This is a genomic window from Vibrio genomosp. F6 (genome assembly GCF_005146325.1).
Taxonomy (GTDB): domain Bacteria; phylum Pseudomonadota; class Gammaproteobacteria; order Enterobacterales; family Vibrionaceae; genus Vibrio; species Vibrio cortegadensis.
In genome coordinates this window covers 49,186-64,246 of sequence record NZ_SYUT01000011.1, presented here as the reverse complement: position 1 = coordinate 64,246, position 15,061 = coordinate 49,186, and the positions used below count along the sequence as shown (strand labels likewise).

Here is a 15,061-nt window from a genome sequence, read left to right as displayed (position 1 = left end):
CCAATAGGTCACATTTAGACTTGTTTTCGAACGGCTTGATGCTTAGCATTGAGCCGTTTCTTTGTTTGTGGGATAGCAAAAATGTACTGGGTGAATGGACAACCAAGTGACACAATCTCTTTAAGTGATCGATCTTTTCAATACGGAGATGGTTGCTTTACCACAATGCTCACGCTAAACGGCGAGATTCAATATTGGCCGAAGCATATTCAGAGGATGAATCGGAGCCTTGATGCTTTGCAGATTCCTAGGCCCGATTGGGAGCTCATTTTTACCTGGTTAGAGCAGGCAAGCCAAAAAGTGTCCAAAGCGGGGCTTAAGTTGCACATCAGTCGTGGTCAAGGTGGGAGAGGGTATAGCCCTAACAATATTTCACCAATTACGGTAACGATCAGTGATTTCAGCTTTCCTGAGTCATATGAGCTATTTTCACAGAGCGGAATAGCCCTAACCATTTGTGAACACCGCTTAGGCTTAAATCCGTATTTAGCCGGCCACAAGCATAATAATCGACTTGAGCAGATCTTAATGAAGTCTGAAGCTGAGCAACGTGGATTTGTGGATGGCGTTGCGATGGACATCAATGGCTATGTTATCGAGACAACAATGGCGAATCTATTTTGGGCGAAAGACAATGTGTTATATTCCCCGAGTCTTGTTAACTGCGGTGTCGCGGGTGTGATTCGTGAACAAATACTTGAATCCGCAAAACGAAATGAGATTGAGACAAAAATAGGACACTTTGAGCTTACTAGGCTTTACGACGCTGATGAAATTTTTATTACCAACTCTATTTTAGGTGTCGTCCCTGTTACTCAAATAAATTTTTCTTCGGATCAGCACAGGGCTTATTCGATAGGAACAATGACAACAATATTTCAGGAGACGATTAACTCGTGATTAAGAAGTTACTACTCTTGCTTACAGTACTAGCGGTATTGGCGGCAGGCGCTTTTTTTTATACCACATCGCAAATTCAACAATTTCTCGATCAACCTGTTCAGATCCAAGATGAGGAAATTGTAACCATAAAACCAGGCATGAGCTTTAATCGTGTCCTGAATCAATTTGTTACGGATAGCTGGATTGTAAGTAACCCAACATCAAAATTAGTACGCCGATTACATCCTGAGCTGACTCACATTAAAGCGGGTACTTTTTTGATTGAGCCTGAACAATCACTGCGAGAAGTGTTAGCGTTTCTCGTTGAAGGAAAAGAGCACCAATTTTCGATTACTTTTGTGGAAGGTAGCCGATTCAGTGAATGGTTAGAGCAATTTAAACAAGCGAAGTATTTGGATCACAGTCTAGCGGCTTTATCTGAAACCGAAATTGCCCAAAAGTTAGGGATAGATAGAGATAAGTTAGAAGGCCTATTTTTAGCTGAAACCTATTATTACACTTTAGGAACGTCGGATTTCGATATATTGAAGCGAGCACATGCAAACTTAAAGCAAGTATTGGACCTGCACTGGTCATCACGTCAGGATAAGCTACCTTTGAAAAGTGATTATGAGGCTTTAATCCTCGCTTCAATCATTGAAAAAGAGACAGCGGTTGCTTCTGAGCGTGAAAGAGTCGCTTCTGTGTTTATCAATCGATTGAATAAACGCATGCGTTTGCAGACGGATCCTACGGTTATTTATGGGATGGGTGACAACTACAAAGGCAATATTCGTAAAAAGGATTTACGAGCTCGTACTGCTTATAACACTTACGTAATTAACGGTTTGCCACCAACACCAATCGCTATGGCCGGCGAGGCATCAATTAAGGCAGCATTGAATCCTGAAAAAGGAAAATATCTCTACTTTGTTGCTAGTGGAACTGGCGGCCATGTATTTTCTAAAACCCTAGCTGAACATAATCGTGCGGTTAGAGCGTACCTAAAACAATTAAGAAAGAATAAATGAATCAAACAAAATTTATTGTAGTCGAAGGGCTCGAAGGGGCGGGGAAAAGCACCGCAATTAACGCAATTTTAGACACGCTCAATCAGTTTGGTGTCGAACAAATTGTTAATACACGAGAGCCTGGCGGTACGGTTTTAGCCGAGAAAATGCGCTCATTAGTGAAAGAGGAGCATGAAGGCGAAGTGCTTCAAGACATGACTGAGTTATTGCTTATGTACGCTGCTCGAGTTCAACTAGTGGAAAATGTCATCAAGCCTGCTCTAAATGCCGGAAGTTGGGTGGTAGGTGATCGCCATGATATGTCATCTCAAGCTTATCAAGGTGGTGGTCGTCAAATAGCAAGAGCGACGATGGAAAACCTCAGAGAGACAACCTTAAAAGGATTTAAGCCTGATTTGACTCTATATCTTGACCTTGATCCTCGCGTTGGTCTTGAACGCGCAAGAGGCCGCGGAGAGCTCGATCGTATTGAGAAAATGGATATTAGTTTTTTTGACCGCACAAGAGAGCGTTATTTAGAAATAGCGGCTTCTGATGATTCTGTTTTTGTCATTAATGCTGAGCAAGAGATTGCTAATGTTGCTAAAGATATTAAAGCGACTTTAATTACATGGCTTAAGGCTCAGTAGGTTCACTTATGAGTACACTCTATCCATGGTTGCAACCAACATGGGAACAGTTAAAAGATAAGTTAGACAACCAGCGTTTATCTGGTTCAATGCTGATTTCTGCGAGTAACGGCGTGGGGATCTTACAGTTATTAGAGCACTTTAGCGCAGCGCTGATGTGCTCTAATTATGCTAGTGAGGCGTGCGGATTTTGTCATAGTTGCGAACTGATAAAGTCGGGTAGCCATCCGGATCTACACTGGATAAAACCAGAGAAGGAAGGTAAATCAATCACGGTTGATCAGATCCGACAATGTAATCATATTGCTCAGCAGTCATCACAGTTAAATGGAACTCGATTGATCATCGTGACGCCAGCGGAAGCCATGAACGAATCGGCGTCTAATGCTCTACTTAAAACACTAGAAGAGCCAGCAGATAATTGCGTTTTTTTGTTGGTGACAGAGAACGCTCATAAGCTTTTACCCACCATCATTAGTCGCTGCCAGCAAATGCAAATTGTTTTACCTTCATCTGCAGACCTGACGGATTGGGTTGGCCAACAAACTAGCAATGAAATTCCAAGCTATGTAGCAAGTTTGAATCATCATGCTCCTCTTAAAACTCTAGAATTTGTCAATGAGAATGGCGTTGAAAGCTATCGTGGTGTTGAGTCCGCGTTTATTACTTTTATCGACGGAAAATCTACGGATGTTTATGAGTTGTGGTCAGCACTGGAAAGTGACACGTTGACGAAGTTGAGCTGGATCTGGTATTTGCTCAGTGATACTCAAAAAGCTCACTTTGGTATAAATAGTCGTGATTTGCTTCCTGGGAGCGATGCATTAGCCAAATTATTAACTTATGAAGCAAGCTACCAGTTGTCACACTTATTAAAAGATTTAATGGATCAGCTTTCAAACCATACGGGTTTAAACACAGAGTTGATGGTTATTAATTGGTTACTGAAATTGCAAGAGGCATCATGTTCGTAGATTCACACTGCCACCTAGATAAGCTTGATTACACTGATTTACACAATGGAATTGAAGACGTAATTAACAAAGCTAAGCAAGCTAAAGTGGAGTCACTGCTATCGGTAGGGGTAACTTTAGACTCTTTTCCTAAAATGCTTGAGATGATTGCCCCATATGAGCAAGTTCATGCCTCTTGTGGTGTTCATCCACTCGATGTCAAAAGTGACTTCTCACTCGACAAGTTATATGAATACGCCAAACATCCCAAAGTGGTTGCGATTGGTGAAACTGGTCTAGATTATCATTATCAACCAGAGACTGCGGAGTTGCAGAAATTACGATTTGAGCAGCAGGTTGAATTAGCCGTTGAGGTGAACAAGCCACTTATTATTCATACTCGCAATGCGCGTGAAGATACTTTATCGATTTTGAAAAATGGCGGCGCAGATAAATGTGGTGGTGTGATCCACTGCTTTACTGAAGATTTAAAGTTTGCTGAATCTGCTATGGAGCTTGGCTTCTATATATCAATTTCGGGAATAGTGACGTTCAGACAAGCCAAAGAGTTGAAAGAAGTGGTGGCGGCATTGTCGTTAGAAAGGCTGCTTATTGAAACGGATTCTCCCTACTTAGCTCCAGTTCCGCATCGTGGAAAAGAGAATCAACCAGCGTATGTTGTGGAAGTTGCATCCTATATTGCACAGTTAAAAGGGGCGTCGTTATCCTCAGTTGCTGAAAAAACCACCAAAAACTACCACGATCTTTTTTTGCGATGAAAAATCAAATTGGGCTGTAAAAAGGAGCGAAAGCTCCTTTTTTATTGTTTTTATCTTATTCTATGCTGTGTTTGCTAATGTTTACGGATTTTGTTGAAGCCGAGATGTCAAATAAGTCAAAATGTAAATTTGTTACATAAAATAACAACTGCCAATATTTTATTTACGCAGTAAAATAAACCTTGTTGATTGTAAAGTTGATTAATAACAATGATTTAAGTTACCTGTAAAGCATTGCAGAGTGGGTTTTGCACTGTGATCTATAATGGGTTTTGAAACTAAATTTCGTAAGTAACTAGATATATAGGGGTGCAACAATATATATTTAGAGGCGAAAAATATAACGGAACACATGGTTACATTTTCAATGGGTGCTAACATTTAGGCTGCGGGGGTGTGCCGTTAGGACCCATAAAAAACTTATAAATTTTATCAGGAGCATAAAAATGTTTAAGAATCTTTTTGCCAACCTGCAAAAAGTCGGTAAGGCTCTGATGCTACCAGTATCAGTTCTTCCGGTTGCAGGTATTTTACTTGGTGTTGGTGCTGCAAACTTTAGTTTCCTTCCAGAAGTGGTTTCTCACTTAATGGAACAAGCTGGTGGTTCAGTCTTTGGCCAAATGCCGCTGCTATTCGCAGTAGGTGTTGCACTTGGCTTTACAAATAACGACGGTGTTGCAGGTCTTTCTGCTATCGTTGGTTACGGTATCATGACAGCGACACTAGCAGTAATGGCTACTGTAGTTGGCGTAGATAAAATCGATACTGGTGTTCTAGGTGGTATCTTAGCGGGTGGTGTAGCTGGTTGGGCATTTAACCGCTTCTTCAAGATTCAGCTTCCTGAATACCTTGGCTTCTTCGCTGGTAAGCGTGCAGTGCCAATCGTAACTGGTTTTATCTCTATTGCTCTTGGTCTAATCCTTTCTGTTATTTGGCCACCAGTGGGTTCTGCAATCGCAGCATTCTCTGATTGGGCAGCTAACCAGAACCCAGTTACTGCATTTGGTATCTACGGTATTGTTGAGCGTTCTCTGATCCCATTCGGTCTTCACCACATTTGGAACGTACCTTTCTTCTACGAAGCGGGTCAATGTACAAATAACGCTGGCGAAACTGTAAACGGTATCATGACTTGTTTCCTTACTGCAGATGACGCATCTCGCGCTGCTGGTAACGGTTTCGGTCAACTAGCGGGTGGTTACCTATTCAAAATGTTCGGTCTTCCTGCTGCTGCTATCGCTATCGCGCATTCAGCTAAACCTGAAAACCGTGCCAAAGTAATGGGCATCATGGCTTCTGCCGCTCTAACTTCTTTCCTAACAGGTATTACTGAACCAATTGAATTCTCTTTCCTATTCATTGCTCCAGTACTATACGGAATTCACGCGGTACTTTCTGGTCTAGCTTACGTACTAACTAACTCTTTAGGTGTTGTACACGGTCACACATTCTCTAACGGTTTCATTGACTTTATTGTTCAATCTCCTCGTGCTGAGAACATGTTACTTCTAGTTGGTCTTGGTCTTGTATACGCTGTAATCTACTACGTAGTATTCCGTGCAGTAATCAAAGCTATGGACCTTAAAACTCCTGGCCGTGAAGACGAAAGTGAAGACACTGCTTCTGCAGCTACTGGTTCTGAATTAGCGGGTGAATTAGTTGCAGCATTTGGCGGTAAAGCAAACATCACTAACCTAGATGCTTGTATCACTCGTCTACGTGTTTCTGTTGCTGAAACAGATGCAGTTAACCAAGACAAACTGAAACAGCTTGGTGCTGCTGGTGTTGTTGTTGTATCTGGTGGTGTTCAAGCTATCTTCGGTACTAAATCAGACAACCTTAAGACTGAAATGGATGAATGGATTCGCAACAACGCGTAATCATTAATCTGAATGAAATAAAAAGGAGGCTACGGTCTCCTTTTTTTGATCTTGAAAAAAGTGGGGCTGTCGCTCGTTTTTAAACGTTACTCCTAATTAAAAAGTCTTCACTTCTTTGTGCATTGCTACCGACTTTGGCTTCACCATCGATGTGTACTTGTGTGACCTCCTTCCTGCGACATAAATGAAACTCTTAATGCACTTGTCTACTTTACTGGTTCTATGCGCTTCTCTTCAGCCATGAGTCCATACATTAGGGTCTGCTGACCTTTCACCGAACCTTTCGGGCAGCGTGTGTGGTTTATCTGGCAGGGTAACGATATTTCAAAGCCTCTGTCTTATATAGAGCCCCCACAAACTGCATAAAACCAGATCGAAAGGTCAATGGACCTTAGTTATTCGTGCACGGTTCTAGTCGTTGCATTCGATGTATTAGAAGGACTTATGATGATGTTATTGTTAAAGGCACGTCATGGTATTGGTATCGGTTGGAGTGTAATTTATGGTGGAGTTGGGGTCTTAAGATGTCATCCAATCATTATTGGTCATAATTGTGAGTTCTGTGGGGTAGGCTGAGTATAGAGAGGTAGGTCTAGTCGTGTTGGACTTGCTCTATTGAAAGACTTATCACGATTAATGTTCAGATGTAAAAATGCCGATAGAAAACTATCGGCATTTTGTCATTCAGAAATGAATGTTAAGTTACTTCTTGTCCATCGCTTTCTTGATGCAGATAGCAGCGCCACCCCAAGTAATGCCAAGACCAAGAACCATCATAATAATTGCACTAGTAGTCATAATTAAGCCTCCTTGCGGCTAGTTACGTTAATTACCACGCCGACAGCGAGCAATAGACCAATCATTACCCAACCAAGTGTTAAGTCGTAGCCTGCGTAACCATCTGTCAGTAATGCTTGCAGTTTAGTAGCAACGATAATGGCTAAAATAACAGGAGTGATGAAGCGTAGACACACATCAAACCAAGTACCGATTGTGAAGTCAGAGATTTTATTTACGTATTCGCGTACATCTGCAATTTTCAATAACCAAGTCATGAGTACGATTTCAACTAGGCAACTCACTACGATACCAACGTTGTTTGCAAAATGGTCTACTAAATCAAGAAGCAGTAGGCCACCGTTGGTTGCAAATGCCATTGAAATAACAAATCCAGAACCAATGACAATATTGGCCGCTTTCTTACGGCTCCAGTTCAGCTTATCAATTACCGCTGAGGTGACCGCTTCCATGATTGAGATATGTGAACTAAGACCAGCCACAACCAAAGCAAAGAAGAATAGCGGCCCCAGAATGTAAGGAGCAGGCAACAAGTTAATTGCAGCCGGAAGCGTTACAAATGCAAGCCCTACGCCCGCGCTTACCACTTCTGTTAGTGGTTTGCCCTGTTCTTGAGCCATATAACCTAGTACAGAGAAAATCATGATACCAGCAAGGATAGAGAAGCCACAGTTAATCAACACCGTCATGAACGCGTTGTTTGTGATGTCTGATTTCTCTGGCAGGTAGCTAGAGTAAGCAAGCATAATGGCAAAACCAATACTTAGGGTGAAGAAGATTTGACCATAAGCAGCAGCCCAAACTTTAACATCCCAAATTTTGCTGAAATCGGGTTCAAACAGGTAGTTCACACCGTTTAGAGCACCAGGTAAGAAAATCATGCGTGCAATTAACAAAACAACCATGATGAACAAAATTGGCATCATAATTTTTGCAGCGCGTTCAATACCAGCTTTTACACCACCAACAATGGCAGCGTAAGTGATTGCCCAGGCTATAAGCATCGAAGCCGCGATACTCCATTGAATGCTACCTAAGCTTGTTGGAGTGTTATCACCAAGAGCAAGGTATTCACTGAAGAAGAAAGCGTTCGTGTCCGCTCCCCAACTTTGAGTAAACGACATACCAAAGTAAGAGATAGCCCAACCAATAACCGCCACATAATAAACCGCAATAACGGCAGCTACGCCAACTTGGAACCAACCAAGCCATTCAAACTTTGAATTGATTTTTGCTAAGGTGGTTGGTGCTGAACCACGGTACTTCTGACCCATACTAAACTCTAGGATCATGAAAGGGATACCTGCGGTGAGCATGGCAAAAAGGTAAGGGATAAAAAAGGCACCACCACCATTCTCATAGGCCATGTAAGGAAAACGCCAAATGTTTCCAAGACCGATCGCAGATCCGACTGCTGCTAGGATAAATCCTGCACGGGATCCCCACTGTTCTCGCTTCATAAATTACTCCTTTTCAACTCCCTGAGGTATGAAGCTTCTCTCTTAGCTTGGTGCTAGATAGTGGAAGAAAGTCCAATAGAGGAAATCTATTGAATGATTGCTCTATCTTCCATGATTTAGCAAAAATGTAGTTATATATGTTGTTTGCTTAGAGAGAACTCAGAATATTGTTCTTAATTATACGATGTGTGTTTGCGAAAACTGAAACTATCAGCTACGCATGTCATTGAGACTACCGATTAAATTTGGTTAAGGCAATAGAATGTAGATGTTATTTAATGAGGGTCTGTTGGTTGATATATTGTTAATTCACTTGTTTTTTAGTGAATGAGCAGTGGTGAATGCCTTGGTTCAGTGTGATTGTTCGGGTATTTATTGAGAGAGTAGGATAAAAGACTTAAAAATTAAATAGAGCGTATGACTGAAATTTGTACACCTCTCAGTTAATACCACCGATTACGACCCTATAAATACCAAATTCTTGAACTGATCATTTTTAAGCTAAAAAGAGATTCTGAGCCCCACATTAGTCTGGAATTGATTCATCCAATCGGTTTTAAAGCGAATAGTACAAGAGTTCCCAGTGGTCGGAAGAGTGCATTGTCCTGAAGTTTCATTATCCACAACGGTCCCTAGCCAGCGGACTTGACTGGTCAGAGCTACATTGCTGCTGAGTTGATATTCGACGCCTCCAAATAGGCTTGCGGAAAAACCATATTTATCTTTGACCCAATCGACATCAACATAAGATCCGCCAATGCCGAGGCCGAGATAGCCTGAAATATTGTTGGTTGCAGGGTAATAAATACTGCTTTGAAAGTGGAGGTACTGGACAGAAGATGTCAACTTTATGTCATCAAGTTCGGATGATTGATTTGAGTAAAAGAGCCCGATTCGCCCCTGATCCAGCGGTGTCTCTAGGGCAACACTGTAGTTTACCGCCCCCGAAAGATCATAATTATTGTCTGACTCATCTTCAACACCACCACCAAGGGTATAGCCAACCATAGGAGTAATGAAAAGCTCTGCGGCAGATGAAGTAAAAGGTGCGACCATGAGTAAATAAAGCAAAGAGGTGATGTGAAATCTCGTCATAATACAATCCTTATTCGATGAGGCTTTATTGTGATAGCAATGGCATAAGTTTACGCATAATTTGTTGATTTCTTGAACATACTTCACACAGCTGTTATTACTTTCTTATAATATAAGGAGAAGGTTATGGAACAAGATCTAAAAAGTGCTCTATTTATTACGGCTGCTATCTATTCAATTTTAATCGCCTTTGGAATGGTTGCAATATTGAGTTGAGGCCGTTGATGGGTGAAATAGAAAGGTACGAATGAAAAAAAATAGTGGAATCATAACTAATGTAGATTCGCGAATTGACGCTGTTCAACTCTCGAAATACATATCGGGTAAAACAACGCTCGTTGCCCAAGGTGGTGGGCAACGAGGCATTTTCACCTCTGGCGTTATTGATGCGCTTCTTCTCTCTAATTTCGATGAATTTGACGAATTTTATGGCACATCGGCTGGTGCTCTCAATCTTTGTGCTTATCTGTGTCGTCAACACGGCCTCGGAAAATCCTTCATTATGGATTTAACCACCGACCCCAATTTCTTTAATCTCTTTAGTTATATACGAAGCAAGCAGCCAATGGATATGGAATGGGCGCTTGATCGCATCTCTGAGTATCCGTATAAATTGGATGTCGATATGGGGCGAAGAGTGCTCGCTCAGAGAAAAGCTTACGCTGCTGTGACCGACGAAAAAAATTTGTCAGATGCTTACTTACCTCTACTGACGGACAATTGGTATCAAGTGATGATCGCCACATGCGCAATCCCTAGGCTTTACACCAAAGAGATCATTATTGATAGCAAACACTATATCGACGGTGGGGTATCAGCTTCAATTCCTGTTCAAGAGGCGTGGAGAAAAGAGGCTCGTAATCTGGTGGTTATACGGACTGAGGCTGTCGATGCCGCTCGTAAGGCTATCGATGATGAAGAGCAGAGTAAGAGTGTCTCTTCGACTGAAATAGAGTGGTTTCGTGACTCTTTTGACACTATCCAAGAGCAGTGGCAGTCAAGAATGGATCAATGGCGGTCTGATTGGGGAAGTTTTTTCCAACAGCAGATATCGCGCTCTAAGGCACAAAAGAGAGATCACCGTCATTTGGATTTATTGAATGGTGGTCGGTGGCTATTTGGCGCTGATGATATATATCGCTTAAGTCATTTGGTCGGCGATAAATTTGATTCTGGTTTGGCTGATATGCTAATGGTTCATTATCAAACTTACTCTTTAACACAAGATTTTTTAAATGCGCCTCCTGATGACGCTTTTGTTATTCAAATTGCTCCAGCGGAATCACTTCGCTCAAGTTCTTTAATGAGTAAGCCAGAAGATTTGTTGTTTGACTACCAAATGGGCGTCGATGCGGGTTATCGATTTGTAGAACAATACACTGCAATTCAGCAAGGTACTTATCTCAATGAATCTATTCAGAAATGAGCCCAGATTTTGAGTGTCTATTCTGGGCTCTTTAATATAGATGGGAAGTTCAGTTTACATTACAGGTAAAATTCTCATGCAATTCGTTGAACCTGCGACATCCATAATATCACCTTGAGTAATAATCACTAAGTCACCAAATTTCAGTAACTTTTGCTCTTTGAGTGATTGTAATGCCGCCATCGCAACATCAAATCCAGCCTCAACATTGGTATCAAAGTAGAGCGGAGTTACACCACGATATAAAGCGCAACGGTTTAAGGTGCCCTCATTTCGTGAAAGTGCAAAAAGAGGTAACCCGGAACTGAGTCGTGACATCATAAGCGCAGTTCGCCCTGATTCAGTCATCGTGACCATCGCTTTAATGCCTTCCATATGGTTGGCGGCATAGATGGTTGCCATTGAAATGGTCTCTTCAGCGGTCACAAAGGTTTTATCAATACGGTAATTTGAGCGTTTAACCACGGCCATTTTTTCTGCACCGACGCACACTTCAGCCATAGACTTCACGGTTTCTACCGGATATAGCCCTGCCGCGGTTTCACCAGAAAGCATAACGGCATCTGTACCATCTAAAACCGCATTAGCCACATCCATAACTTCTGCACGAGTCGGCATAGGAGCGCTGATCATCGATTCCATCATTTGGGTGGCCGTAATTACCGTGCGATTTAAGCTTCTTGCTCGCTGTATGAGTTGTTTTTGTACCCCTACGAGTTCCGGATCGCCAATTTCAACCCCTAAATCCCCCCTTGCGACCATAACAACATCTGAAGCCATAATGATGTCATCAATGCTCTCTTGGCTTGCGACGGTTTCGGCACGTTCTACTTTTGCGACTAGGTGAGCTTCTAAACCGGCATCCCGTGCCAATCGACGTGCATAATTCATATCTTCGCCATTACGAGGAAATGAGATAGCGAGGTAATCGACTTTGATTTCAGCTGCGGTAATGATATCTCGCTTATCTTTTTCCGTTAACGCTTCTGCTGACAGGCCTCCTCCTTTTTTATTAATCCCTTTGTTGTTTGATAGAGGTCCACCAATCGTAACCACGGTATGCACTTTATTGCCTTCAACGGCTGTTACTTTTAGTTGAACTCGGCCATCATCCAGCAGCAGTATATCGCCAGTGTCGACATCATTGGGCAGTTCTTTGTAGTCTAGGCCAACGGCATTTTGGTTGCCTTCGCCTAGTCCTAAATCGCTATCTAGTGTGAATTTGTCCCCGATCTCTAGGGCGATTTTTCCATCTTTAAACGTAGAAACTCGAATTTTTGGACCTTGTAAATCGCCGAGAATAGCAATGTGAGTTCCGAGTTTTGCAGCAATGGCACGAACTTTATTTGCTCGGTCAATGTGATCTTGAGCTGTGCCGTGAGAGAAGTTCATTCTCACCATGTTGGCACCTGCTTTGATGATTTCTTCGAGGTTATTGTCTTTATCGGTAGAAGGGCCAAGAGTGGTGACTATTTTTGTTCTTCTTGGTTTAGAAGTCATTATTTTCTCCTAATGGTAACGCGACGAGTTTGAGCAACATCGTTAAGTATAAGCAATTTAAATAATTATGATTTAAAAATTAATTGATTACATTTAGTGCGACTTTAGAAGTGTGAACTGGGTTTTTTCTTAGTGAAAAAAAAGTGAGGTGTTCATGTTTTGTAGGGTAAATAACCGTTCAATATTTGATTGAAAACCCAAAGATTCATGTATATCCGTGATGGCTGTCACGACAATATACCAAATGACTTCACAATTACTTCGCAAAGTAAAAAAATTGGCAGGTTGTTATTTTTGGAGCACAAAATGTACATGGCTCAACCGGGCCATATTGATCATATCAAACAGGTCAATGCTGGTCGTGTATATAAATTAATAGACCTTAAAGGTCCCATTTCTCGTATCGATTTGTCAAAGCAAAGCGCATTGGCACCTGCGAGTATAACTAAGATCACTCGTGAGTTGATTGAAGCTCACCTGATCCATGAAACAACGGTTCAAGAAGCGATTTCAAGAGGCCGTCCTGCCGTTGGCTTACAAACAAATAATGAAGGCTGGCAGTTTTTATCGATGCGTCTAGGACGAGGTTATCTGACGATTGCACTGCATGAGTTAGGTGGTGATGTCCTCATTGATACCAAAATCGATATTCATGAGATTGACCAAGACGACGTACTTGCAAGACTGTTGCATGAAATTGATGAATTCTTCCAAACCTATTCAGAACAACTGGATCGTGTTACGAGTATCGCAATCACTCTGCCTGGTTTGGTAAACGCTGAGCAAGGGATAGTGTTGCAGATGCCACACTATAACGTGGAGAACCTTGCGTTAGGGCCTGAAATATACAAAGCCACAGGGTTACCCGTTTTTGTAGCTAACGATACAAGGGCTTGGGCGTTGGCTGAAAAGCTGTTTGGTCACTCTCAAGAGAACGATAATTCAGTTTTGATTTCTATTCACCACGGTTTAGGCGCAGGGATCATTTTAGACGGCCGTGTACTTGAAGGTAGACATGGCAACATTGGTGAATTAGGGCATATTCAAATTGATCCTAATGGTAAGCGTTGCCATTGCGGAAATCGCGGCTGTTTAGAAACGGTGGCGAGTTCTAAAGCAATACGTGAAGAAGTCGCATTCAGAATCGCGAATGGGGAAGAGTCCATATTATCTCAGCGTGAGCAAATGACGATTGAATGCATCTGTTCTGCAGCGGCGGATGGCGACCCGTTAGCGGTTGATGTTATTGAGAAACTTGGAAAATACCTTGGTTCTGCCATTGCGATAGTTATCAATTTGTTCAACCCCGAAAAAATATTGATAGGGGGAGTGATAAATCAGGCAAAGAGTGTACTATACCCAGCAATACAGACCTGTATTGAAGAACAAAGTTTGCCTGTTTACCACCAAGATTTAGAGTTAGTCGAATCTCGTTTTTACAAGCAAGCAACCATGCCAGGTGCTGCATTAATTAAGCAGGCTCTTTACGATGGTTTATTATTAATGAAAGTCGTAGAGGGATAACCCTTCGCTTACATTGTCATCAAGTTAATGTTGAACTTGTCAGCTACGTAGCACTTTGGCTACGTGGCTTTGCCTAAGCATTCTTAAATAAGCTATGGTAACTAAACACGATGTAACATAAGTAATTACTGGGAAGTTATATGTCCGGAGTTTTGAATTCAGTTGACCAAAGAACAAATTTGGTTGGTGAGAATCGCTTAGAACTTTTACTATTTTGTCTTAATAGTAGGCAGTTATTTGCTATCAATGTATTTAAAGTTAAAGAGGTTCTAAAAGTGCCTCCGTTGACCAAACTGCCCGGCGCTCACCACAATATTACCGGGGTTGCATCACTGCGAGGTGAATCTGTACCTGTTATCGATTTAAGGGGGGCGATTGGTTTCCCACCGATCCACGGAAAACCGCATGAGCAGAATTTGATCATTACGGAATACAATCGATCGGTTCAGGGGTTCTTAGTCGGTGAAGTTCGCAATATTGTCAACACGGCTTGGACAGAAATTCAGCCTCCACCGAAAACAACAGGCCGCTCTAATTACCTCACCGCGATTACCCATATATCAGAAGAAGAACAGACGAAAATTGTTGAAATTATTGATGTTGAGAAGGTATTAGCTGAAATCATTGATTACGATGTCTCGATATCTGATGGGGTGTTAGATGATGAATTAGCACCATTAATGGTTGGGCAAAACGTTCTTATCGTGGATGATTCATCGACCGCTCGTAACCAAATCAAGGGGACACTTGCTCCTCTTGGTTTTAATATTATCGAATGCTGCGATGGCCTTGAAGCGTTAACACTGCTGAAGCGATGGTGTGATGAAGGGAAAGACGTCACTAAAGAGTTGTTAATGATGTTTACCGATGCCGAAATGCCTGAGATGGATGGTTATAAATTAACTCATGAGGTACGAACCGATCCTCGCATGAAAGACCTGTACATCGCGCTGAATACATCATTAAGTGGTAGCTTCAATGATGCGATGGTCGAAAAGGTCGGCTGTAACCGCTTTATTTCTAAGTTCCAACCCGATTTGTTAGTAGAGGTTGCGCAAGAACGATTGCGGATGAGTGTGTAAATTTTATCTATAATAAAGGGAG

14 protein-coding genes are annotated in these 15,061 nt (G+C 41.9%); 10 read left to right on the top strand and 4 right to left on the bottom strand.

Annotated features, from left to right (window positions below; genetic code table 11):
• The first annotated feature begins 81 nt into the window (after positions 1-81).
• From pabC to ptsG, 6 genes are all read left to right on the top strand, one after another.
• Complete coding sequence (gene pabC, locus FCV43_RS02400) at positions 82-900, top strand: aminodeoxychorismate lyase (protein WP_136993915.1); 819 nt, start codon at positions 82-84, stop codon at positions 898-900.
• The gene (gene mltG / locus FCV43_RS02395) at positions 897-1,913 is read left to right on the top strand and encodes an endolytic transglycosylase MltG (RefSeq protein WP_136993914.1); all 1,017 of its coding nucleotides are present in this window, start codon (positions 897-899) and stop codon (positions 1,911-1,913) included. The genes pabC and mltG overlap by 4 nt, the downstream gene beginning before the upstream one ends.
• The gene (gene tmk, locus FCV43_RS02390; RefSeq protein ID WP_017053920.1) at positions 1,910-2,542 is read left to right on the top strand and encodes a dTMP kinase; all 633 of its coding nucleotides are present in this window, start codon (positions 1,910-1,912) and stop codon (positions 2,540-2,542) included. The genes mltG and tmk overlap by 4 nt, the downstream gene beginning before the upstream one ends.
• A gap of 8 nt (positions 2,543-2,550) precedes the next feature.
• A complete protein-coding gene (locus tag FCV43_RS02385) occupies positions 2,551-3,516 on the top strand; it encodes a DNA polymerase III subunit delta' (RefSeq protein WP_136993913.1) in 966 nt (321 codons plus the stop codon).
• Entirely contained in the window at positions 3,507-4,274 is a 768-nt protein-coding gene (locus FCV43_RS02380) for a TatD family hydrolase (protein WP_136993912.1), read from the top strand. The genes FCV43_RS02385 and FCV43_RS02380 overlap by 10 nt, the downstream gene beginning before the upstream one ends.
• A 446-nt stretch (positions 4,275-4,720) precedes the next feature.
• On the top strand, positions 4,721-6,154 hold the full coding sequence (gene ptsG / locus FCV43_RS02375; RefSeq protein WP_136993911.1) for a PTS glucose transporter subunit IIBC: 1,434 nt from the start codon (positions 4,721-4,723) through the stop codon (positions 6,152-6,154).
• A 702-nt stretch (positions 6,155-6,856) separates the two neighbouring features.
• Here ptsG and FCV43_RS02370 read toward each other — a convergent pair.
• The 3 genes from FCV43_RS02370 to FCV43_RS02360 all read right to left on the bottom strand — a co-directional run bounded on the left by FCV43_RS02370 (position 6,857) and on the right by FCV43_RS02360 (position 9,507).
• Positions 6,857-6,952 (bottom strand): methionine/alanine import family NSS transporter small subunit, encoded by a 96-nt coding sequence (locus tag FCV43_RS02370; protein ID WP_017053915.1) that lies wholly within the window; start codon positions 6,950-6,952, stop codon positions 6,857-6,859.
• A 2-nt stretch (positions 6,953-6,954) separates the two neighbouring features.
• On the bottom strand, positions 6,955-8,412 hold the full coding sequence (locus tag FCV43_RS02365; protein ID WP_017053914.1) for a sodium-dependent transporter: 1,458 nt from the start codon (positions 8,410-8,412) through the stop codon (positions 6,955-6,957).
• 501 nt (positions 8,413-8,913) lie between these two features.
• Entirely contained in the window at positions 8,914-9,507 is a 594-nt protein-coding gene (locus FCV43_RS02360) for an outer membrane protein (protein WP_136993910.1), read from the bottom strand.
• Positions 9,508-9,633: 126 nt separating this feature from the next.
• Between FCV43_RS02360 and FCV43_RS02355 the strand changes: the two genes are divergently transcribed.
• Together FCV43_RS02355 and FCV43_RS02350 are read left to right on the top strand one after the other, a co-directional pair.
• Complete coding sequence (locus tag FCV43_RS02355) at positions 9,634-9,723, top strand: YnhF family membrane protein (RefSeq protein ID WP_017053912.1); 90 nt, start codon at positions 9,634-9,636, stop codon at positions 9,721-9,723.
• 31 nt (positions 9,724-9,754) lie between these two features.
• On the top strand, positions 9,755-10,933 hold the full coding sequence (locus FCV43_RS02350) for a patatin-like phospholipase family protein (RefSeq protein ID WP_136993909.1): 1,179 nt from the start codon (positions 9,755-9,757) through the stop codon (positions 10,931-10,933).
• A gap of 54 nt (positions 10,934-10,987) precedes the next feature.
• On the opposite strand, the gene pyk is transcribed toward FCV43_RS02350, so the two are convergent.
• Entirely contained in the window at positions 10,988-12,433 is a 1,446-nt protein-coding gene (gene pyk, locus FCV43_RS02345) for a pyruvate kinase (protein ID WP_113795925.1), read from the bottom strand.
• Positions 12,434-12,739: 306 nt separating this feature from the next.
• Here pyk and mlc point away from each other — a divergent pair, with 306 nt between their 5' ends.
• Complete coding sequence (gene mlc / locus FCV43_RS02340) at positions 12,740-13,957, top strand: sugar metabolism global transcriptional regulator Mlc (protein WP_017053909.1); 1,218 nt, start codon at positions 12,740-12,742, stop codon at positions 13,955-13,957.
• A gap of 140 nt (positions 13,958-14,097) precedes the next feature.
• Entirely contained in the window at positions 14,098-15,039 is a 942-nt protein-coding gene (locus FCV43_RS02335; RefSeq protein WP_017053908.1) for a chemotaxis protein CheV, read from the top strand.
• Positions 15,040-15,061: the final 22 nt, after the last annotated feature.

Bases quoted from the DNA above. Each gene is read 5' to 3' on its own strand.
- FCV43_RS02385 (WP_136993913.1), top strand. From the start codon at position 2,551: ATGAGTACACTCTATCCATGGTTGCAACCAACATGGGAACAGTTAAAA.
- ptsG (WP_136993911.1), top strand. From the start codon at position 4,721: ATGTTTAAGAATCTTTTTGCCAACCTGCAAAAAGTCGGTAAGGCTCTG.
- FCV43_RS02350 (WP_136993909.1), top strand. From the start codon at position 9,755: ATGAAAAAAAATAGTGGAATCATAACTAATGTAGATTCGCGAATTGAC.
- FCV43_RS02365 (WP_017053914.1), bottom strand. From the start codon at position 8,412: ATGAAGCGAGAACAGTGGGGATCCCGTGCAGGATTTATCCTAGCAGCA.
- tmk (WP_017053920.1), top strand. From the start codon at position 1,910: ATGAATCAAACAAAATTTATTGTAGTCGAAGGGCTCGAAGGGGCGGGG.
- FCV43_RS02370 (WP_017053915.1), bottom strand. From the start codon at position 6,952: ATGACTACTAGTGCAATTATTATGATGGTTCTTGGTCTTGGCATTACT.
- FCV43_RS02335 (WP_017053908.1), top strand. From the start codon at position 14,098: ATGTCCGGAGTTTTGAATTCAGTTGACCAAAGAACAAATTTGGTTGGT.
- mlc (WP_017053909.1), top strand. From the start codon at position 12,740: ATGTACATGGCTCAACCGGGCCATATTGATCATATCAAACAGGTCAAT.
- FCV43_RS02380 (WP_136993912.1), top strand. From the start codon at position 3,507: ATGTTCGTAGATTCACACTGCCACCTAGATAAGCTTGATTACACTGAT.
- pabC (WP_136993915.1), top strand. From the start codon at position 82: ATGTACTGGGTGAATGGACAACCAAGTGACACAATCTCTTTAAGTGAT.
- FCV43_RS02355 (WP_017053912.1), top strand. From the start codon at position 9,634: ATGGAACAAGATCTAAAAAGTGCTCTATTTATTACGGCTGCTATCTAT.
- FCV43_RS02360 (WP_136993910.1), bottom strand. From the start codon at position 9,507: ATGACGAGATTTCACATCACCTCTTTGCTTTATTTACTCATGGTCGCA.
- pyk (WP_113795925.1), bottom strand. From the start codon at position 12,433: ATGACTTCTAAACCAAGAAGAACAAAAATAGTCACCACTCTTGGCCCT.